At 73.3% G+C, this 18776-nt stretch carries 19 protein-coding genes, 1 tRNA gene, 3 pseudogenes and 1 riboswitch; of the genes and pseudogenes, 14 read left to right on the forward strand and 9 right to left on the reverse strand.

The features are described from left to right. The first annotated feature begins 38 nt into the window (after positions 1–38). Entirely contained in the window at positions 39–1532 is a 1494-nt protein-coding gene (locus RM609_RS00985; RefSeq protein ID WP_311607063.1) for a sensor histidine kinase, read from the forward strand. A gap of 7 nt (positions 1533–1539) precedes the next feature. Beyond that, positions 1540–2229 carry a response regulator gene (locus RM609_RS00990; RefSeq protein ID WP_311607064.1) on the forward strand — a complete coding sequence of 230 codons (690 nt, stop codon included), beginning with the start codon at positions 1540–1542 and terminating at the stop codon, positions 2227–2229. A gap of 102 nt (positions 2230–2331) precedes the next feature. Here RM609_RS00990 and RM609_RS00995 read toward each other — a convergent pair. Beyond that, positions 2332–2547, reverse strand: a pseudogene (locus RM609_RS00995) (phosphatase PAP2 family protein); the annotation flags it as partial. Here RM609_RS00995 and RM609_RS01000 point away from each other — a divergent pair. Next, entirely contained in the window at positions 2504–2764 is a 261-nt protein-coding gene (locus tag RM609_RS01000; protein WP_311607663.1) for a hypothetical protein, read from the forward strand. The pseudogene RM609_RS00995 and the gene RM609_RS01000 sit on opposite strands and share 44 nt — an antisense overlap. Positions 2765–3006: 242 nt before the next feature. Here RM609_RS01000 and RM609_RS01005 read toward each other — a convergent pair whose 3' ends face one another. Further along, positions 3007–4206, reverse strand: coding sequence for an FAD-dependent oxidoreductase (locus tag RM609_RS01005; RefSeq protein ID WP_311607066.1), 1200 nt, complete (start codon positions 4204–4206; stop codon positions 3007–3009). 117 nt (positions 4207–4323) lie between these two features. Here RM609_RS01005 and RM609_RS01010 point away from each other — a divergent pair, with 117 nt between their 5' ends. Beyond that, complete coding sequence (locus RM609_RS01010; protein ID WP_311607067.1) at positions 4324–4866, forward strand: TetR/AcrR family transcriptional regulator C-terminal domain-containing protein; 543 nt, start codon at positions 4324–4326, stop codon at positions 4864–4866. 17 nt (positions 4867–4883) lie between these two features. Here the strand turns inward: RM609_RS01010 and RM609_RS01015 are convergent, their stop codons facing one another. Together RM609_RS01015 and RM609_RS01020 are read right to left on the reverse strand one after the other, a co-directional pair. Next, positions 4884–6302 (reverse strand): MFS transporter, encoded by a 1419-nt coding sequence (locus RM609_RS01015; protein WP_311607069.1) that lies wholly within the window; start codon positions 6300–6302, stop codon positions 4884–4886. Beyond that, the gene (locus tag RM609_RS01020; protein ID WP_311607070.1) at positions 6299–6952 is read right to left on the reverse strand and encodes a TetR/AcrR family transcriptional regulator; all 654 of its coding nucleotides are present in this window, start codon (positions 6950–6952) and stop codon (positions 6299–6301) included. Before RM609_RS01020 ends, RM609_RS01015 begins: the two co-directional genes overlap by 4 nt. A gap of 100 nt (positions 6953–7052) precedes the next feature. Between RM609_RS01020 and RM609_RS01025 the strand changes: the two genes are divergently transcribed. Then, positions 7053–7223, forward strand: a complete 171-nt coding sequence (locus tag RM609_RS01025) for a hydrophobic protein (protein ID WP_311607072.1) — start codon at positions 7053–7055, stop codon at positions 7221–7223. Positions 7224–7274: 51 nt separating this feature from the next. Beyond that, entirely contained in the window at positions 7275–7712 is a 438-nt protein-coding gene (locus RM609_RS01030; RefSeq protein WP_311607073.1) for an SRPBCC family protein, read from the forward strand. An 81-nt stretch (positions 7713–7793) separates the two neighbouring features. Here RM609_RS01030 and RM609_RS01035 read toward each other — a convergent pair whose 3' ends face one another. Further along, positions 7794–8726, reverse strand: coding sequence for a hypothetical protein (locus RM609_RS01035; protein WP_311607074.1), 933 nt, complete (start codon positions 8724–8726; stop codon positions 7794–7796). 43 nt (positions 8727–8769) lie between these two features. Further along, positions 8770–8952 (reverse strand): CsbD family protein, encoded by a 183-nt coding sequence (locus RM609_RS01040; RefSeq protein WP_311607076.1) that lies wholly within the window; start codon positions 8950–8952, stop codon positions 8770–8772. Positions 8953–9106: 154 nt separating this feature from the next. On the opposite strand from RM609_RS01040, the pseudogene RM609_RS01045 reads away from it, so the two are divergent. The 4 genes and pseudogenes from RM609_RS01045 to RM609_RS34405 all read left to right on the forward strand — a co-directional run. After that, positions 9107–9629: pseudogene (locus RM609_RS01045) on the forward strand (phosphatase PAP2 family protein); the annotation flags it as partial. Positions 9630–9743: 114 nt separating this feature from the next. Continuing rightward, a tRNA-Leu gene (locus tag RM609_RS01050) sits at positions 9744–9831 on the forward strand. Between the two features lie 330 nt (positions 9832–10161). Next, the gene (locus RM609_RS01055; RefSeq protein WP_311607078.1) at positions 10162–10377 is read left to right on the forward strand and encodes a hypothetical protein; all 216 of its coding nucleotides are present in this window, start codon (positions 10162–10164) and stop codon (positions 10375–10377) included. Further along, positions 10368–10541 (forward strand): annotated as a pseudogene (locus RM609_RS34405) (protein kinase domain-containing protein); the annotation flags it as partial. The gene RM609_RS01055 and the pseudogene RM609_RS34405, both read left to right, overlap by 10 nt. Positions 10542–10615: 74 nt before the next feature. On the opposite strand, the gene RM609_RS01060 reads toward RM609_RS34405, so the two are convergent. Next, positions 10616–10984 (reverse strand): hypothetical protein, encoded by a 369-nt coding sequence (locus tag RM609_RS01060; RefSeq protein WP_311607080.1) that lies wholly within the window; start codon positions 10982–10984, stop codon positions 10616–10618. Between the two features lie 101 nt (positions 10985–11085). Here RM609_RS01060 and sigJ point away from each other — a divergent pair, with 101 nt between their 5' ends. Further along, the gene (gene sigJ, locus RM609_RS01065; RefSeq protein ID WP_311607081.1) at positions 11086–12009 is read left to right on the forward strand and encodes an RNA polymerase sigma factor SigJ; all 924 of its coding nucleotides are present in this window, start codon (positions 11086–11088) and stop codon (positions 12007–12009) included. 118 nt (positions 12010–12127) lie between these two features. On the opposite strand, the gene RM609_RS01070 is transcribed toward sigJ, so the two are convergent. Continuing rightward, positions 12128–12913 carry an aminotransferase class IV family protein gene (locus RM609_RS01070; protein WP_311607082.1) on the reverse strand — a complete coding sequence of 262 codons (786 nt, stop codon included), beginning with the start codon at positions 12911–12913 and terminating at the stop codon, positions 12128–12130. A 71-nt stretch (positions 12914–12984) separates the two neighbouring features. After that, positions 12985–15327, reverse strand: coding sequence for a 5-methyltetrahydropteroyltriglutamate--homocysteine S-methyltransferase (gene metE, locus RM609_RS01075; RefSeq protein WP_311607084.1), 2343 nt, complete (start codon positions 15325–15327; stop codon positions 12985–12987). A 139-nt stretch (positions 15328–15466) separates the two neighbouring features. Continuing rightward, a riboswitch (cobalamin riboswitch) is annotated at positions 15467–15683 on the reverse strand. A gap of 366 nt (positions 15684–16049) precedes the next feature. Here metE and RM609_RS01080 point away from each other — a divergent pair. The 3 genes from RM609_RS01080 to RM609_RS01090 all read left to right on the forward strand — a co-directional run bounded on the left by RM609_RS01080 (position 16050) and on the right by RM609_RS01090 (position 18772). Beyond that, positions 16050–16289: a CbtB domain-containing protein gene (locus RM609_RS01080; RefSeq protein WP_311607086.1), complete on the forward strand. Its 240-nt coding sequence runs from the start codon at positions 16050–16052 to the stop codon at positions 16287–16289. Between the two features lie 19 nt (positions 16290–16308). Continuing rightward, positions 16309–17067: a CbtA family protein gene (locus tag RM609_RS01085; protein WP_311607087.1), complete on the forward strand. Its 759-nt coding sequence runs from the start codon at positions 16309–16311 to the stop codon at positions 17065–17067. A 205-nt stretch (positions 17068–17272) separates the two neighbouring features. After that, positions 17273–18772: a CoA-acylating methylmalonate-semialdehyde dehydrogenase gene (locus tag RM609_RS01090; protein WP_311607089.1), complete on the forward strand. Its 1500-nt coding sequence runs from the start codon at positions 17273–17275 to the stop codon at positions 18770–18772. Positions 18773–18776 lie beyond the last annotated feature (4 nt).

The following is an 18776-nucleotide window of genomic DNA, read 5'->3' on the forward strand; positions in this document are numbered from 1 at the left end:
TTTTCCGCCGAACGCTCACCGTTCCTTACCGTGGGCGGGTGGACGGAACGAGAACGACCGAAACGACGGCGGCGACCCGTTTGCCGGGGCGTCGCCGTGATCCGGGGGCCGTGCTGGCGCCGGTCGCCGTGGCGGCGGCCGGGCTGGGGACGACAAGCCTGTGGTGGACCCTGCCCGCGATGGCCGCGGCCTTGTCTGCGGGGCGTCTGTCGGGGCGGACCCGGCCGCTGGTGGTGGCGCTGACCGTGCTGGTGACGGCGGCGTCGATCGCGGTCGTGGCCGTGCCGGGGCTGCTGGTGCTCGGCAGCCGGTTCGTGGTCGTGGTGGTCGGGGCCGCGCTGCTGCCGTGGTTCGCGGGCCGGGTGTGGCGGCAGTACCAGGAGCTGACCCGGCTGGGATGGGACCGCGCGGCACAGCTCGAGCGCGAACAGCGGCTGGTGGCGGAGCAGGCGCGGCTGCGCGAACGGGCCCGTATCGCACAGGACATGCACGACGCCCTCGGGCACGACCTGAGCCTGATCGCGCTGTCGGCGGGGGCGCTGAAACTCGCGCCGGGCCTGGCGGACGAGCACCGGGCGGCGGCCGAGGACGTGCGGGCCCGGGCGGCGGGCGCGGTCGAACGGCTGGGGCAGGTGATCGGCATCCTGCGCGAGGAGGCGGACGGCGCGCCCACGGAGGCCGCGGACTTCGCCGTCGCGCGGCTGGTGGAGGACGCGGCGGCCTCGGGACTGCCGGTGGTCCTGCGCACCGAGGGCGAGGAGTACGGGATGCCGCCCGCGGTGGAGCGGGCCGCGCACCGGGTCGTCCAGGAGGCGCTGACGAACGTCGCCAAGCACGCGCCGGGCGCGGCGGCCACCGTCCGGCTCTCCCGGACGGCCGCGGAGGTCGTGGTCGCGGTGGAGAACGCTCCCCCGCCCGCGCCCGTGGCCCCGCCCCTGCCGGGTGGGGGCCTGGGCCTGATCGGCCTGGACGAGCGGGTGCGGCTGGCGGGCGGCTCGTTCGAGTGCGGCCCGCGCGGAGGCGGTTTCGCGGTGACGGCCCGGCTGCCGCGTACCCCGTCCGAGTCCTCCCGGCCCGCGGCTTCGGCGTCCTCCGCGCCCTCGCCTTCCGCGCCCGGAGCGCCGGGGGCCGGTGCGGGCGGCGGGCGGCCGGGCGGGCTGCCGCCGGAGCACCGGCGGGCCCGGCGGCGGGCCGGCCGGGCCCTGGCAGCGGCGGTCGCCGTACCGCTGCTGGCCACGGTCGTCCTCACGGGCGCCCTGACGGCGTGGGGCTCGCTGACGCTGTCCCACACCGTCCTCGACCCCACCGACTACGCCGCGTTGCGCCTGGGGCAGAATCGCTCGGAGGTGGCACATGTGCTGCCCGACCGTCAGTTGCCGTACCGGCCACGGGCGTACGAACCGAAGGGGCCCGGGATCAGGTGCGAGTACTACGCCGTGACGACCGCCCGGTTCGTATCGAGTTCCGGGGACGCGTACCAGCTCTGTTTCCAGGACGGCCGGCTGATCGGCCGTACCGTCTTCGGCGGGTGAGTGGGCGATGATCCGGGTCCTGATCGCCGACGACGAGCCGATGGTCCGCGCGGGCGTCCGGGCGGTGCTGTCCACCGACCCGGGGCTGACGGTCGTCGCGGAGGCGGGCGACGGCGCCGAGGCGGTGGAGCTGGTCCACCGCCACCGGCCCGACGTGGCCGTCCTCGACATCCGTATGCCGCGCGTGGGCGGTATCGAGGCGCTGGCGTCGCTGCGGGGCGCCGCGCCGGGCACGGGGGTCGTGATGCTCACGACGTTCGGCGAGGACGACTACATCCTCCAGGCGCTCGCGGGCGGCGCCGCCGGATTCCTCGTCAAGTCGGGGGCGCCCGAGGAGCTCATCGCGGGTGTCCGCGCGGTGGCCGACGGCGCCGCGTATCTGTCACCGAAGGTCGCCGCCCGGGTGGTGGCCCATCTCGCCGCGACCGGCGCCGGTTCCGCCGCCGGCCGGTGCGCCGCCGCCCGGGAACGGGTCGCGGCCCTCACCGCCCGCGAGCGGGACGTGCTGGCCCATGTGGCCGCCGGGCTGTCCAACGGGCAGATCGCGCGGCGTCTGCGCGTGGTGGAAGGCACCGTCAAAGCGCATGTCAGTTCCATACTGGCCCGGCTGGGCGTCGACAACCGGGCCGCGGCCGCCGTCATGGCCCATGAAGCGGGTGTGACGCCCCCGGCCGGCCCGCTCCGGTGCGAACCGTGACATCAGATTGGCCACCGGCCCGACGGTGACCGGCAGCAGCGCGAGGAACAGCACGATCGCCGCCGACGCGCCGAGCACGGAGCCGGCCAGTACGTCGTGCGGGTAGTGCACGCCGACGACGACCCGCAGCAGCGCGCCGGCCGCGCCCAGCGGAATGGCCACGGCGGCGAGCCTCGGCCGTGCCAGGGCCACGCCGACCGCGATCGCCATGGCGAGGGTGGAGTGGTTGCTGGGGAACGACCAGTCCCCCACCCCGGGACACGGATCGACGGCCGTGACACCGCTCAGCGCCCGGCAGGGCCGCTCCTCGTCCACCATCGTCTTCAGGACCTCGCTGATCCCGTACGCCACGACGGTGGCGACACCGGCCAGCACCACCGCGGCGACCGTCCGCGCGTCCCCTCGGCGCAGCCCGCGCCAACCGGTCCACACGAGCAGCAGCCCGAGCACCACCAGCGTCCCCTCGGTGGCCAGACCGAGCGACGTCCCCACCCAGCCCGGCGCGTCCGCCGCCGCCCCGGCGAGCGACCGGTAGGCCGAGGCGGAGGCCCCACCGGTGACCTCGACGGCCCCACCCGGCCCGGGCACTCCGCCCGGCGTCAGCCACCACAGCAGCCCGGCGGCCGCGATCGCGACCCCCACGGCGGCCGCCGGCCGCCGCCCCGGTCGGCCGGGGCTCGTTGACGTTCGTTCCCTGTGCTGTTCCATGATCCCGAACCTATGGATCCCGGGCTCGCGCCACCTCTGTCGAACGGCATCGTCGACCCCTGACGATCGTCAGGGTTGCGATTGCGGGGAGGTGTGGCGTACGCCCCCGGCGGCCGCGACGACTGCCGCGGTCCTGTCCGTCGGCGGGAGGAACGGGACGAGGGCGGCCAGGCTGTGTTCCACCGCCTCGGCGCCGTAGCGGAGCATCCGGCGCTCGTACGCGTCGACGGCGTCGGGCAGGGTGCGGCGGCCCGCGTGGGCGTCGAGGAGCAGGGTCCGCAGCAGGTCGGCGTCCCTCAGTGCCGTGTTCGCGCCGTTGCCGCCGCTGGGCGACGTGGCGTGGATGGCGTCCCCGAGCAGGGTCACCGGACCCAGGGGCCATCTCGGGCCGGGCCGTACCACCCGGATCGAGAGCAGGGTGCTGTTGTCGGGGTCGGCGGCCTCGACGACGGCCCGCAGCTCGGGGTGCCAGCCCTCCGTCCGGGCCAGTACGGTCTGTTGCGCCCCGTCGCGGCCGGGGGCCGGCTCCGGCGTCCGCCCCGGCGGCAGCAGCATGGCCCAGCGGAGGTAGTCGGCGGTGCCGGGCAGCGAGAGCCCCGGCACCAGCTCGGCCGCCGCCTCGCGCGGCGACCGGCGGAAGCGCATCAGGCCGAGCAGCATGCTCACGTCCTGGGCGACGACGCGCGTGCCGAAGCCGGGGACGAGACCGGCGAAGCGGTCGGTGAGCGGCGTACGGCCGATGACGAACCGGACGCCGGTGTCGTGGGGCCGGACGGCCGGCGCCAGCCGGGCCCGTACGGCCGAGTTGATCCCGTCGGCGCCGACGAGCAGGTCGGCCGTGTCGCTGGTCCCGTCCGCGAAGCGGGCCTCCACCCGGCCGTCCGAACGCACATGATAGGTCGTCAACTCCTTGCCGAAGCGCAGAGCGTCGTCGTCGAGTCCCGCGAGCAGGATGTGGCGCAGGACGTGCCGGTCGGCGGCGATGACCCCTGCCATCGGATGCTCGCTCAGCGGACGCAGCCACGGGTCGACGGCCCGCGCGGGGCCCGTGAGGTCGCCCAGGGTCGCCTCCACCAAGGGGTGGAGCTCCTCGGGCAGGCAGCCGCGCAGCGCGGCGAGCCCCTGTTCGGCGAGCCCGATCCGGAAGCCCTGGAAGCGGGCCGTGACGCCCGCGTCCCTCTCGTAGACCGCCACGTCGATTCCCGCCCGCCGGAGCCCCTGTGCCAGGCACAGCCCTCCCAGTCCGGCGCCGATCACGATGACACGCATGTCTCCCCCTTATTGAGCACTGTTCAATTGAACAGTGCTCAAGCTACTTGGTCAGTGTTCAAGTCGGCAAGGGGTTACGGGCATCATGGGACGGCGAAGGAACATGGGAGGTTCGCGATGCCGCTGGACAGGTCCATCGTGCTGAAAGCAGCGCTGGAACAGCTCGACGAGGTGGGACTAGACGAGTTCTCCACCCGCAAACTGGCGGCCGCGCTGGGCGTCCGGGTCGGCGCCCTCTACTGGCACTACGCCAGCAAGCAGGCCCTGCTGGACGCGATCGCCGAACACATCGCCGCCGACGCGACGGCCGTACCGCTGCCCGACGGGAACTGGGCGGAGCAGTTGGCCGCGATCGCCCAGGCGCTCCGCGACGCCATGCTCGCGCACACCGACGGGGCACGGGTCATCGCCTGTATGAGCGCGCCGGGCCCCATGGCGCGCGCCTTCTTCGAACGCCTCGTCACGGTGCTCCGGGAGGCGGGGCTGGACGCCGTCACCGCGGCCTCCGCCGGCGACGTCCTGACCAGCTACGTCAACGGGTTCACCGTCGAGGAGCAGGCCCGCGGGATCCGGCGGCAGAGCAGGGCCGAGCGCGACCGGCTCTTCGGCTTCGGCGTCTCCGTGGTGATCGGCGGGCTGCGCCCCCTGGTCGGGGGCTGAACCGGCGGCGGTCGGGGTCAGCCGACGGGGCGGGGTTCGTCCTGTACGGGCTCTCCCCGTACAGGAGTCCCCTTCCCGGGTGTCCCGCCGCGTGGGAGCAGGGCCGCCGGGAGCAGGCCCAGGGCGGTGACCCCGGCCAGGACCAGGAGCGTCGGGCCCATCCTCGGGGTGGCGCCGGCCTGCGGCTGGAGGAGCATCATGCCCGCGGCGACGGCGATGCCGAAGGCCGGGCCGACGTTCATCGCGGTCTGCTTGAGGCCGCCGACGACCCCGGCGTAGCCGGTCGGGGCGTCACCGACGACCGTCCCGGTGGCGGTGACCATCACGGTCGCGAACCCCGCGCCGAGCACCGCGAAGGCGGCCCCGGCGACCGTCCACGGACTGTCCGCGTCGAGCCGGGAGAGCCCGGCGACGCCGAGGACGACGAGGAGCGCCCCGGTCATCGCGGTACGGCGCGGACCGTGGCGGCGCAGGGCCGCACCCGCGACGGGCGCGCCGAGCACCATGAGGGCCGTCAGCGGCAGCACGCGCAGCCCGCAGTCGAACGGGCCGAACCCGAGGACGTTCTGGAGGAAGAACGTCGTCACGAACAGCGCGCCGAACATGCCCGCCGAGGTGACCAACAGCAGCGTCATCGATGCCGTCACCGGTACCGACCGGGCCACGGCGCGCGGCACGATCGGTCGCGCCGCGCGGCGTTCGTGCGCGACGAACGCCGTCGCGAGGCCCGCGACGGCCGCGAGGCCGAGGAGCGTGGGCGGGGCGGTCCAGCCGTGTTCCGGTACGCCGACGAGGGTGTGCACCAGGACCGCGAGCGCCGTCGTGAGCAGGGCGGCGCCGGGGAGGTCGAGCTGCCGGGAGCCGTCGTGGGGCGGCGCGGGGGCGCGGACGGCGAGGGTGACCGCGGCGCTCGCGAGGGCGACGGGCACGTTGATGACGAACACCGCCCGCCAGCCCAGCGGGCCGACGAGGGCGCCCCCGAGCACGGGTCCGGCCGCGGCCGCCACCCCGATCGCGCTCGTACGGAGGGCGACGGCGCGGCCGAGCCGCTCCTCCGGGTACGCCGACCTCAGCAGGGCGAGGGTCGCGGGCTGGAGGAGCGCCCCGAACACGCCCTGGACGGCGCGCAGTCCGATCACCCAGCCGATGCCGGGCGCGAGCGCGATGCCCGCCGAGGCGGCCGCGAAGCCGACCAGGCCGACGCGGAGCATCAGCGGGTGCCCGTACCGGTCGCCGAGGCGTCCGGCGACGACGAGGAGCGCGGCGACGGCCAGCAGATAGCTCGTGCTCGTCCACTGGACCTGGGCGACGCCCGCGCCGAAGTCCCGTTGCAGGCTGGGCTGCGCCACGCTCAGCACCGTGCCGTCCAGCGCGACGATCATCGCGCCGGCCACGCTGACGAGCAGGACGAGGCGGGCGCGTGCGGCCTCGGTCATGGGTTCACCGGGCCGAGGTGGGCGTCGAGGGCGGCCGTGACGAGCCGGTCGAGGATCTCCGGCGCGGGGCTGCCGAGGGCGAGGGGCAGGCTCTCCGACGTCCAGAGCTGGGCGATGCCGTGGAGGTTGGCCCAGAGGGCGGCGGCCGCGACGTCCGGGGGCGTGCCCTCGTCCGCGCGGCAGTGGGCGACGAGTCCGGTGAAGAGGCCGAACATGGGGAGCGTCGACTCCCGGAGCCGCGCCCCGCTGCCGCCCCCGCGCGGCGCGTTCTTCTCGCTGTCCAGCAGGTCGTGCCGGAACATCAGCTCGAACATGCCGCGGCGCTCCAGCGCGTATCCGACGTACGTCCGCGCCAGCGCGTCCAGCCGGGCTCGCGGCGCCGTGGCCTCCTCCGTCGTGGTCCGCTCCGTCGTGGCGGCGACGCGGGCCCCGAGGTCCGCGAAGCCGCGGCGGGCGATCGCGGAGAGGAGGGAGTGGTGCGTCGGGAAGTACCGGCGCGGGGCCCCGTGCGAGACACCGGCGCGGCGGGCGATCTCGCGCAGGCCGAGCGCGGCGGTGCCTTCGGTCAGCACCAGCTCCACCCCGGCGTCGATCAGCCGTTCCCTGAGGGAGGTGTCGGATGTATCGGGTGTATCGGGTTCCTGTGACATAGACACTGTCTATCAGGGTGAGTAGACAGTGTCTACTCACCCTGTCCCGGACATGAACCGAGTGCGACGGGGCAGGCGAACGGCAGGAGGTAGACGTCTTATGGTTCCGATCCTTCTCGTCCTGCTCCTCGCCCTGCTCCTCTTCGGCGCGGGGTTCGCCATCAAGGTGCTGTGGTGGGTGGCCGTGGCCGTGCTCGTGATCTGGCTGCTGGGCTTCCTGATGAGGTCCACCGGGCCCGGTGGCGGACGGGGGCGGTGGTACCGGTGGTGAGCGAGCCCGAGCCGTTCCCGGCACAGGCCGCCAGGATGTGACATACCTTCAGTGGTGAGATCCATTCTGATCAGTCACCACTCCCGACTCCCGGTCGACGAGGCGTGGCGACGGCTCACCGACTGGGAGCGGCACGGGGAGCACGTCCCGTTCACCCGCGTCGCGGTGACGACGCCGCCGCCGACGGGCGTGGGGACGCGGTTCTCGGCCCGGACCGGGGTGGGCCGGGTGGCGTTCGAGGACGTCATGGAGGTCGTCCGCTGGCATCCGCCGGCCGGGGGCCGCCCCGGCCACTGCCGGCTGGAGAAACGCGGCTCCTTCGTCACCGGCTGGGCCGAGCTGGAGGCGGGCCCGTCCGGGTCCGGCTCGTGGATCGTCTGGCGGGAGGTCCTGCACATCGCGGGACTGCCGGCGGCGTTCGACTCGGTGACGGCCCTGTGCGGCCACTGGGTCTTCGGCCGGGTGGTCCGGCGGCTGATGGAGGCGTGACGCCGGCCGGGGGCCGGATCGCGCGGGCTCGGAAGGGGCGAACGGTTCCTCCCTCACCGCAGACGCCTCACCGCAGGCTCCTCACCGCAGACGGTCGACCTCGGCGTCGGCGGCTTCGGCCGCCTCCCGGGCCGCCCGCCAGGCGCGTTCCGCCTCGCGGAGCCGGTCGCGCACCTCCCCCACCGTCTCCTCGGCGGCGCCCCGGCGGGCCCGGGCGGCGTCCAGTTCGGCGGTCAGCTCGGCGAGGTGCCGCCCGGCCGTGCGCTCGTCCCGTTCCGCCCGGTCGGCCGCTTCCCTGACGCGGGTCAGCTCCGTCTCGCAGGCACGGACGTCGGCCGCCGCCTGCTCGGCGCGACGGCGGGCGCGGTCGAGCTCCTCGCGCCGCCGCTCCCGCCGGCGCCGCTCGCGCGCCTCGGCCAGGTCGGCGACCTCGGCCCTCTCCGCGCCGCCGTCCCCGGCCCCTGCCCTTGCCCCGGCCTCCCCGCCGGGCGGGGCCGGGGACGGCGGGGCCGCCAGCCGGTCCGCCGGGCCGGGGAGCATCCCGGGGAAGCCGGGCACACCGGCCAGAGGCCGGGACAGCCGGCCGGTGGCCCACTCCTCCGCCGCCCCCGGATCCGCGAGGACCGCGTACAGGGTCTCCTCGACCTCACGCGCCACGGCGTCACCGACCCGGTGTCCCGCCTCCTCCGCGAGCCCGCGGGCCTCCCGGGACAGCAAGGCGACCAGGGCGCGCTGCCGGCGGCCGAGCTCGCGCAACCGTTCGCCATCCAGCGTCCGGTGGGCCTCGCGCAGCCCCTCGCCGAGGCGGACGAGCGCGTGGGCCTCGTCCGGCCGGTTCCGTACGAGGAGGTTGCACACCCAGGCCGCCAGCGTGGGGCGGCGCAGGGCCTTCAGACGGCGGGCCAGCTCCGGGTCGCCGTCGCGGACGGCCCAGGCGGCGAGCCGGTCGCGGGCGGCGGTGAACTCCTCCGGCCGCAGCAGGAAGAGTTCGTCGGCGACGCTGTCGGCGTCCATGGCCGGTCGTGTGCGGAACGCCTCGCGCGCGGGCGGGCGACGGCTACTTGTGCTTCTTCCTGAAGCCCTGCCGTGCCTTCTCCACGACGTCGCGGAGGTCGCCCCTGGCCCGCTCGTAGCGCCCCTGGGCCTCCATGCGCCGGTCGCCGGTCACCCGGCCGGCGGTCTCCTTGATCAGGCCCTTCGTCTGCTCGGCCTTCGCCCTGACCCTGTCCTTGGCACTCATCCGGAGCCCGCCTTTCGGAAGCGAGGTGCTGCGGTCGTCCCCGTGCACGAGTCTCCGGGGGCTCCGCCGCGGGCGCATGCCCCGTACGGCATACGGCTGAACCGGCCCCCGGACCCGAGAGCGTGCGCGCCGCCGGAACGGGTACCCGCCGGGCATGCGGAACACGGTGAGCGCATGGGACCGGGCCCTGTTCCAGCGGGTCGCGACCCGCCATTGGCCGGCGGGCGACCGGGTGCTGCCGAGACTGTCGCGCGGCGCCGACCACGGGATGCTGTGGCTCGGCATGGCCGCCGGCGCCGCGCTGCTGGGCGGCCCGCCCACCCGGCGCGCCGCGCTGCGGGGCGTGATGTCGCTGGCGGCCGCCTCGGCGACGGTGAACACGCTCGGCAAACGAACGGTACGACGCGGCCGACCGGTGCTGGACGCGGTGCCCGTGGTCCGCCGGCTGTCCCGGCAGCCGTTCACCACCTCCTTCCCCTCGGGGCACGCCGCCTCGGCCGTCGCCTTCGCCACGGGCGTGGGCCTGGAGAACCCCGCCTGGGGCCTGGCCCTCGCCCCGCTCGCCTGGTCGGTGTGCTTCTCCCGCGTCTACACGGGTGTGCACTACCCCGCCGACGTCCTGGCCGGCGCCCTCCTCGGCGCGGGCGCCGCGCTCGCGGTGCGCGGCCTCCTGCCCCCGGATCGCGAGGTCGACCGCGACGCTGACCGGGCGTGAACCAGCACCCCGAAACCTTGGTATTCTTTTCCACGTCGCCGCAGGGCAGGGAATGCCCGGCAGTGACAAACACCCGGTCCGGGTGGCGGAATGGCAGACGCGCTAGCTTGAGGTGCTAGTGCCCTTTATCGGGCGTGGGGGTTCAAGTCCCCCCTCGGACACCAGCTAAGACCCCAGTGAATCTGGGGTCTTTCTGTTTTCCCGACCCTCGACATGACCAGTGGCGCGACCAGTGGGATCCGGGACTTCTCACGACCGGCGGCGTAACTCACCACGCGACCGGACTGGACGCGGTGGCTGAACTGGCGGAGCTCCGGAATGGCACCGGCAAGGCCGATCCTGCCGGCAGTGGGGGCCGACAGCTACTTGGCGTTGGCCAAGTCAACGTCGCGTCAGCACCTGCGACCGTGCTGGTGGGGCCCCCGAGTCGCGTCCCTCTATCAGCATTTCACACAGCTGCGTACCCTGGTGCCGCGTTCACTGAGGGGGTGCACGTGGCACAGGCGGCGCGAGCAGGGCAGTTGATCGGCAATCGCTACTGGCTGATCAAGGAACTCGGTTCCGGAGGGTTTGGCCGGGTTTGGAAAGCGCGGGACGAGACCCTTCGCATCAATACTGCGATCAAGGAATTGTCACTGGTCCCGGGTATGCCCGAGACCGAGCAGGCCGAGCGGCCGAGGACAGCCGCCCCTGGATCGTCATGCAACTGATCGATGGTAAGTCTCTGGCGGATGACCTCTCCCAGCGCGGACCACTGCCAGAGAAAGAAGTCGCGATAATCGCAGGGTCGTTGCTTCGCGCTCTTGACTCGGCACATGAAGCCGGAATTGTGCATCGTGACGTCAAGCCGGCGAACGTCATGATCACCGAAGGCGGCGAGGCCCTGCTGACCGACTTCGGGATCGCGGTCCACCAAAGCCGTCGTCCGCGACGCCGGTCAATCCGACCTCAGCGCCGGGCCAGCGCCAGCACACTCAGACCGAACATCAAGACGCCCAGGGGAATATGGACCGATGGGACGTGCGCGATGCCCAGCACGACCTGGACCGAGGCGAGTACGAGGAATCCTGACGCGTGCCGGACAGGCCGGGGCGAGCTGCCGCCCGGCTTCCATGCCAGCACCGCCGTTAGCACGTACAACATCGACGCCCCGTACATCACACGGGCTCCGACGCTGTGCAGCGTCTCTCCGTAGGACGAGGTCAGCAGCAGCCCGGCGGAAACCGCCTGAAGGAAGATGGCCAGGGTCTGCAGGGCGATCGCGATCTTCAGGAACGAGGAGCTGCGTTGTGTCTTCGCCGTCACCTGAGTGGCCATGTCACGGTCCTCTTTTCCGCCCGCGGGCAGGAGCTCGATAAGGTCTCACCAGTCCGACGAAGCGGGCCTGCGAAAGGTAAGGCGAGGGGGCGGCCGGAAGCATGGGGACTGCCGGGACCGGCGCAGGGGAGATGGTCGGTGAGCGGCGCCAACTGATCAATGTCGCTTACCGGTTGCTCGGTTCGGTGACCGAGGCCGAGGATGCCGTACAGGCTGCCTACGCACGCTGGTACGGGCTGCCGCGAAGCCGGCGGGAGGAGATCCGCTCCCCCGGCGCCTGGCTGACGACGGTGACCAGCCGCATCTGCCTGGACCTGCTCGGGTCTGCGCGGGCCCGCCGTGAACGCTATGTCGGCGCATGGCTGCCCGAGCCGCTGCCCGACCGCACCGAGTGGGACCAGGCGGGCGGCGCCGACCCCACCGGCCCCGCGGACCCGGCCGACCAGATCGTTCTGGACGAGTCGGTGGGCATGGCCTTCCTCGTCGTCCTGGAGACGATGACGCCCGCCGAGCGGGTGGCGTTCGTCCTGCACGAGGTCTTCCGGTACCCGTACGCCGAGATCGCCGGCGTCCTCGGCCGGACTCCTGCGGCCTGCAAGCAGCTGGCGGCCTCCGCCCGGCGGCGGGTGGGCGTCGCGCGCCCTCCGGTGACGGCGACCGGCCAGGCCGACGTGGTGAGGCGCGTCAAAGAGGCCTGGGAGTCCAAGGACATCACAGCCCTCGTCGGTCTCCTCGACCCGGCTGCCGTGATGACCGCCGACGGCGGCGGCATGGTCGGCACCGTCCTGCGCCCGGTCGAGGGCGGCGCGCGCATCGCCCAGTACATGATCGCCATTGCCGACAAGGCTCCGGGGCTCGAACTCCTGGAGCGGTCGGTCAATGGTGTGCCGGGCCTGGTGGCCCGGCGTGCCGGCGTCGCCGTGACCGTAGCCTCGTTCGACATCCTCGACGGGCGCGTCACCCGGATCTGGGCCGTCCGCAACCCGGAGAAACTACGGCCATGGGGCGGCGGCAGGGACGGCTAGGGTCCATTGGGGAACGTGGGTGCACACGCCGTCCAGCGCGTAGCGCCGGGAGCGGGTGCGGCCGTCTTCCAGGCGTCTGAAACGCCCAGGAATACCGTCGCGGATACCTGGCGGATGCCTAAAGCCGCTCCCCCGGAATTCCCGCATACGCGTCGCGCAGCGCCGCAAGCACCGGGTGGTCCTGCGGGAACCGCACGTCGTCGAGCGCGCTGACAGTACGGACGCCGATGGACACGTTCGTGGCGAACGCCGCGGCCATGCCGGGGACGTCGGTGAGCCGTACCTGGGCGGTGATCTGCTTTGGGGTGTCGAGGCTCTGGAGCAGCAGCATCGTCGTGCCGGGGAGGGCGGGGGCGGCCGGCCAGATGACTGTGCCCTGCTGGTCGACGAAGCCGAGGTTCCAGGTGGCGCCCTCGGAGACGCGGCCGTCCGGTTCGACGAATACGGCGTCGTCGAAGCCGGCGAGCTGGGCGTCACGGCGGAGCTTGAGTTGCGGGTGGATTCCGATGTGTTTCACCTCCGCGTTGTCGCGGGTGAAGGTGAAGGTCTTCGCTGTCAGTGGTGGTGGCGTCAGGGCGCCGGCGGGTCGCACGTTCACCAGGATGTGGGGGTTCTGGGCGGCACTGGGGCGTGTCAGGTCGAGGGCTGGGTCGAAGACGGTGACGCGGAGGGCGGCGACGCCGGTGACGCCGTCGGCGGCCTGGCGGATGTGGTTCAGGGTCCGCTGCCGGTCCAGCTCGACGCCGAAGACTATGCGGCAGTCCCGCACCAGGCGGTCCAGGTGGAGTGACAGGCCCCGGACCGTGCCGTCCTCCATCCGCATGGTCGTGAAGTGCCCGTAGTTCGTGAGGGCGAGAGTCTGGAGATCGTCGAGGGTGACGGGATTTCCGTTGAGTTCGGCCATGCGGTCAGTTTCGCAGGCTGTGCGAGCCAAGGGGGTGCCCCGGTGGTGGCCGGGGCACCCCTTCTCGCGCCTTACGAGGACGAGGACGAGGACGAAGGTGAGCCCGGGAGCTCCTCCCGTACCGTGCGGGCCGCCGTCACCAGGTGTTCCAGGGAGGCGCGGACCTCGGGCCAGCCGCGGGTCTTCAGGCCGCAGTCGGGGTTGACCCACAGCCGTTTGGCCGGGATGGCGGCGAGTCCCCGGCGCAGCAGGGCGGCCGCCTCGTCGGCGGCGGGGACGCGGGGCGAATGGATGTCGTAGACGCCGGGGCCCGCCTCGCGGGGGTAGCCGGCGCCCGCGAGTTCGCCCGCGACCCGCATATGGGAGCGTGCCGCCTCCAGGCTGATGACGTCGGCGTCGAGGTCGTCGATGGCCTGGAGGATGTCGCCGAACTCGGCGTAGCACATGTGGGTGTGGATCTGGGTGTCCGGGCGGACGCCGCCGGTGGTCAGGCGGAAGGCCTCGGTGGCCCAGGACAGGTAGGCGGGGCGGTCGGCGGTGCGCAGGGGCAGGGTTTCGCGGAGGGCGGGTTCGTCCACCTGGATCACGGCGGTGCCCGCCGCCTCCAGGTCGGCGACCTCGTCACGCAGCGCGAGCGCCACTTGGCGGGCGGTCTCGGCGCGGGGCTGGTCGTCTCGGACGAAGGACCAGGCGAGCATGGTGACGGGGCCGGTGAGCATGCCCTTGACGGGCCGATTGGTGAGGGACTGGGCGTAGGAGGTCCAGCGCACGGTCATCGGCTCGGGTCGGGAGACGTCGCCGGCCAGGACCGGTGGGCGGACGTAGCGGGTGCCGTAGGACTGGACCCAGCCGTGCCGGGTGGCGAGGTAGCCGGTGAGGCGTTCGGCGAAGTACTGGACCATGTCGTTGCGTTCGGGCTCGCCGTGGACCAGGACGTCCAGGCCGGTCTTCTCCTGGAAGGCGACGACCTCGCGGATCTCGGCCTCGATGCGCCGCTCGTAGGCGTCGGTGCCGATGCGCCCGGCGCGCAGGTCGGCGCGGGCGGTGCGCAGGTCGGTGGTCTGGGGGAAGGAGCCGATGGTGGTCGTGGGCAGCGAGGGCAGGCCCAGGCGGGCGCGCTGGGCGGTGGTCCGCTCGGCGTAGGGCAGCGAGCGGCGGGCGTCGTCGCCGGTGACGGCGGTGGTGCGGGCGCGGACGGCCGGGTCGTGGGTGAGGGCGGAGCCGGCGCGGGAGGCCAGGTCGGCGCGGTTGGCGGCGAGTTCGCCGGCGATGGCGGCGGTGCCGTGGCCGAGGCCGCGGGCGAGGGTGACGATCTCGGTGGTCTTCTGACGGGCGAACGCGAGCCAGCGGGCGATCCGCGGGTCGATGTCGCGTTCGGCGGTGGCGTCGAGGGGGACGTGGAGGAGGGAGCTGGAGGCGGCGACGTCCACACGGTCGGCGAGGCCGAGGAGGGTGGCGAGGGTGGCCAGCGACGCCGTCAGGTCGTTGATCCAGACGTTGCGGCCGTCGACGACGCCCGCGACGAGCCGTTTGCCGGGCAGTCCGCCGGCGGCCGCGAGGTCGTCGAGGTTGGCGGCGGCGGGGCCGGTGAAGTCCAGGGCGAGGCCGTCGACGGGGGCCTTGGCCAGCACGGGCAGGGCCTCGCCCAGGCGGTCGAAGTAGGAGGCGACGAGGAGTTTCGGCCGGTCCGTCAGGGCCCCGAGGTCGCGGTAGGCGCGGGTGGCCGCGTTCAGTTCGGCCGGGGTGCGGTCCTGGACGAGGGCGGGCTCGTCCAGCTGGACCCACTCGGCCCCGGCGGCGCGCAGCGCGGTGAGCACCTCGGCGTAGACGGGCAGCAGCCGGTCCAGGAGGGTGAGCGGGTCGAAGCCGGCCGGGGCGCCGGGGGCGGGCTTGGCGAGCAGGAGGTAGGTGACCGGTCCGACGAGGACGGGCCGGGCGGCGAGGCCGAGGGCCAGGGCTTCCTGGAGTTCGCCGAGTTGTTTGGCGGGGTCGGCGGTGAAGACGGTGTCGGGGCCGAGCTCCGGGACGAGGTAGTGGTAGTTGGTGTCGAACCACTTGGTCATCTCCAGGGGCGCCACGTCCTGGGTGCCGCGTGCCATGGTGAAGTAGCCGTCCAGGGGGTCGGCCGCGAAGGCCGCGCGGTGGCGGGCGGGGATCGCGCCGACCATGACGCTGGTGTCGAGGACGTGGTCGTAGTACGAGAAGTCACCGGTGGGGACCTCATGAAGGCCGGCGGCGTCGAGATCGCGCCATGTGGCGGCGCGCAGTCCGGCGGCGGTCCGGCGCAGGGCGGCGGCGGTGACAGCGCCCTTCCAGTAGCCTTCGACGGCCTTCTTCAGTTCCCGGTCCCGTCCCTGACGGGGGTAGCCGTACACGGTGGCCCGGGCTGCCGCGGCTGCGGACTTGCTGGTCACGGAACTCTCCTTCGCGAGCTCGTCTTCCGGGATCCCGGAGGGGCCGCGAGGGGTCGCGTCGGTGCGGGCGAGCCGCCGAGTGCTCGTCCGTGCGCGCCGACCCGCCCTCGGGGTCACCGGGATCTCCGCGCGCGATCCGTTCGCGCGCGGGCAGCGGGCAGGTCTTCGGACTCGCGGGCACGTCCACCCGAGGGCGGACACCTAATGGCCGTCGCTTCCCGGGCCCGCCGGGCCCAGTGCGTATGACGGCGGTCGTTCCCGCACACCGCTGCGGGGCAGTCCCGGATTCCCACCGGGTTCCCTCTTGCGACGCGTCTGCCTGGCGGGCAGGGCGAACCGGCTGCGTGGTCAGCGTAGGCACAGAAGTCGCCCGCCGAACAGCCCTGTTCACATACCGATCACATACCGGTCACAGACAGGAGGTGAACGGCCGGCGCGGGGGCGGAGCAGGCTCGTCCGCAGCGCGCGATCCTGGCGCGTCCGCCGGTTCGTACGCCGGTGCGCATCCCCTCGCCCCATGGCGCAACGTTGGCCTGAACGGTACGGTCGCGTGGACATGACGACGGGGTGACGGAAGCCGGTGGGAATCCGGCACGGTCGCGCCACTGTGAATCCGGCCGAACGCTCGCGGCAGCGCGGCGACGCCCGGGGAGTCAGACCCGCCTCCCGTCGTCCAAGAACCCCTAGTTCTGGGACGCGTGTTTCCCCCAGGAGGTTTGATCATGGCCTATTCCGCCGTTCCCACGCCCGGCGCTCCCGTCTCCGGCTCGTCCGCCCGGCCGGAGGTCGCGCCCATATCCCTGAAGGCGATCGCCCCGTGGGCGGTCTTCTTCGGGCTGCTCATGCTGATCCTGCTGTACTTCGTCGGCGCCGAACAGGGCGCCACCTCGCTGCTGTCCGGCGAGGGCGTCCACGAGTGGGTCCACGACGGACGCCACCTGCTCGGCTTCCCGTGCCACTGATCGCCGGGGAGTCCCTCTCGTGAACACCGTCTCCGTACGGTCGCTCCTGGTGCGCGGCATGCTCGCCGGGCTGGCGGCGGGGTGCCTCGCGCTGCTCGTGGCCTATCTGCTCGGTGAGCCGTCCGTGGACCGGGCCATCGGTTTCGAGGAGGCCCACAGCCACGACGACCACGGCGTGGAGCTGGTCAGCCGCACCCTCCAGTCCACCGCCGGGCTGGCGACCGGCGTCCTGGTCTACGGCGTCGCGCTCGGCGGCATCGCCGCGCTGGCCTTCTGCGTGGCCCTGGGCCGGATCGGCCGGATCGGCCCGCGCGCCACGGCGGCCCTGCTCTCGCTGGGCGGGCTGCTGGTGGTCTATGTGGTGCCGTTCCTCAAGTACCCGGCCAATCCGCCGTCCGTCGGCGACCCCGACACCATCGGCAAGCGCACCGCGCTGTACTTCCTGATGATCGTGCTCAGCGTCCTGCTGGGCGTCGCCGCGATCTTCCTGGGCCGCGCACTGGCCCCCCGGCTGGGCACCTGGTGGGCCGGCGTCGTCGCGGTGGCGGCGTTCGTGCTGATGGCGGGGGTGGCGTACGCCTTCCTGCCCGTGGTCGACGAGGTGCCCGCGGACTTCCCGGCCACCGTGCTGTGGCGGTTCCGCCTCGCGGCCCTGGCCATCCAGTGCGTCCTGTGGGCGGGCTTCGGGCTGCTCTTCGGGCACCTGGCCGAACGGCTGCTCGTCCACCGGGCCGGCCCCGACCACTCGGCCCAGGAGGTGGCCGAACCCGTCTCCTGACCGATTCCGTTTCTCCCGTCCCCGGCGTGCGGGGCGGCCACCCGGCCGCCTCGCACGTTTTTTCGACTCTGGACTTAGTAGGACGTCCAACTATATGTTCGGGGGCACCACGAGGACGGACAGGACGGACCGCGCCCCACAAGGGCGCGCGCCCGCGGCCCCGCCGTGCCTGTCCCCGGATCTCACCTGATGAGAGCAGGCTTCCATGGTCCGTGAACTGACCCACTTCATCGGCGGAAAGCACACCCCGGGAACATCCGGGGCCTTCGGCGATGTGTACGACCCCAACACCGGCGAGATCCAGGCCCGGGTACCCCTGGCGAACCGCGCGGAGACCGAGGCGGCCATCGCCGACGCGGTCCGCGCCCAGCGCGAGTGGGGCGAGTGGAACCCCCAGCGCCGGGCCCGGGTCCTGCTGCGCTTCCTCCAGCTGGTCGAGGGCGAGAAGGACGCGCTGGCCCGGCTGCTGTCCTCCGAGCACGGCAAGACCGTCCCCGACGCGCTCGGCGACATCCAGCGCGGCCTGGAGGTGGTGGAGTTCGCGGCGGGCATTCCGCACCTGCTCAAGGGCGAGTTCACGGACAACGCCGGCACCGGCATCGACGTGCACTCCCTGCGCCGCCCGATCGGCGTCGCGGCCGGCATCACCCCGTTCAACTTCCCCGCGATGATCCCGCTGTGGAAGGCCGCCCCCGCGATCGCCTGCGGCAACGCCTTCATCCTCAAGCCCTCCGAGCGCGACCCGTCCGTACCGCTGCGGCTCGCCGAGCTGTTCCTGGAGGCGGGCCTTCCGCCGGGCGTCCTCAACGTCCTCAACGGCGACAAGGAGAGCGTGGACGTCCTCCTTGAGGACCCGCGCGTCGCGGCCGTCGGCTTCGTCGGCTCCACCCCGATCGCCGCGCACATCTACGCCACCGCCGCCGCCCACGGCAAGCGCGCCCAGTGCTTCGGCGGCGCCAAGAACCACATGATCGTGATGCCCGACGCCGACCTCGACCAGGCCGTCGACGCGCTCATCGGCGCCGGCTACGGCTCCGCCGGGGAGCGCTGCATGGCCATCTCGGTGGCCGTGCCCGTCGGCGAGGAGACCGCCGACGCGCTCGTCGCCAAGCTCAAGGAGCGCATCGGCACCCTCCGCATCGGCCGCTCCGACGACCCCGAGGCGGACTTCGGCCCGCTCGTCGGCCGCGACGCCGTCGACCGGGTGCGCGGCTACGTCGACCTGGGCGTCGAGGAGGGCGCGGAACTGGTCGTCGACGGCCGGGACTTCGTCCTGCCGGGCCACGAGAACGGCTTCTTCGCCGGCGCCACCCTCTTCGACCGCGTCACCCCGGACATGCGGATCTACCAGGAGGAGATCTTCGGCCCCGTGCTGTCGGTGGTCCGCGCCGCGGACTACGAGGAGGCCCTGCGGCTGCCCAGCGAGCACCCCTTCGGCAACGGCGTCGCCCTCTTCACCCGCGACGGGGACACCGCCCGCGACTTCACCCGCCGCGTGGACACCGGCATGATCGGCGTCAACGTCCCGATCCCCGTGCCCGTCGCCTACCACACCTTCGGCGGCTGGAAGCGGTCCGGCTTCGGCGACCTCAACCAGCACGGCCCCGACGCCATCCGCTTCTACACCCGCACCAAGACCGTCACCTCGCGCTGGCCCTCGGGGGTCAAGGAGGGCGCGAGCTTCACGATCCCGACGATGGGCTGACCGC

The organism is Streptomyces hesseae (assembly GCF_031845785.1).
Classification (GTDB): Bacteria; Actinomycetota; Actinomycetes; order Streptomycetales; family Streptomycetaceae; genus Streptomyces; species Streptomyces hesseae.

Bases quoted from the DNA above. Each gene is read 5' to 3' on its own strand.
- RM609_RS00990 (WP_311607064.1), top strand. From the start codon at position 1,540: ATGATCCGGGTCCTGATCGCCGACGACGAGCCGATGGTCCGCGCGGGC.
- RM609_RS01005 (WP_311607066.1), bottom strand. From the start codon at position 4,206: ATGCGTGTCATCGTGATCGGCGCCGGACTGGGAGGGCTGTGCCTGGCA.
- RM609_RS01010 (WP_311607067.1), top strand. From the start codon at position 4,324: ATGCCGCTGGACAGGTCCATCGTGCTGAAAGCAGCGCTGGAACAGCTC.
- RM609_RS01015 (WP_311607069.1), bottom strand. From the start codon at position 6,302: ATGACCGAGGCCGCACGCGCCCGCCTCGTCCTGCTCGTCAGCGTGGCC.
- RM609_RS01020 (WP_311607070.1), bottom strand. From the start codon at position 6,952: ATGTCACAGGAACCCGATACACCCGATACATCCGACACCTCCCTCAGG.
- RM609_RS01025 (WP_311607072.1), top strand. From the start codon at position 7,053: ATGGTTCCGATCCTTCTCGTCCTGCTCCTCGCCCTGCTCCTCTTCGGC.
- RM609_RS01035 (WP_311607074.1), bottom strand. From the start codon at position 8,726: ATGGACGCCGACAGCGTCGCCGACGAACTCTTCCTGCTGCGGCCGGAG.
- RM609_RS01040 (WP_311607076.1), bottom strand. From the start codon at position 8,952: ATGAGTGCCAAGGACAGGGTCAGGGCGAAGGCCGAGCAGACGAAGGGC.
- RM609_RS01060 (WP_311607080.1), bottom strand. From the start codon at position 10,984: ATGGCCACTCAGGTGACGGCGAAGACACAACGCAGCTCCTCGTTCCTG.
- sigJ (WP_311607081.1), top strand. From the start codon at position 11,086: ATGGGGACTGCCGGGACCGGCGCAGGGGAGATGGTCGGTGAGCGGCGC.
- RM609_RS01070 (WP_311607082.1), bottom strand. From the start codon at position 12,913: ATGGCCGAACTCAACGGAAATCCCGTCACCCTCGACGATCTCCAGACT.
- RM609_RS01080 (WP_311607086.1), top strand. From the start codon at position 16,050: ATGGCCTATTCCGCCGTTCCCACGCCCGGCGCTCCCGTCTCCGGCTCG.
- RM609_RS01090 (WP_311607089.1), top strand. From the start codon at position 17,273: ATGGTCCGTGAACTGACCCACTTCATCGGCGGAAAGCACACCCCGGGA.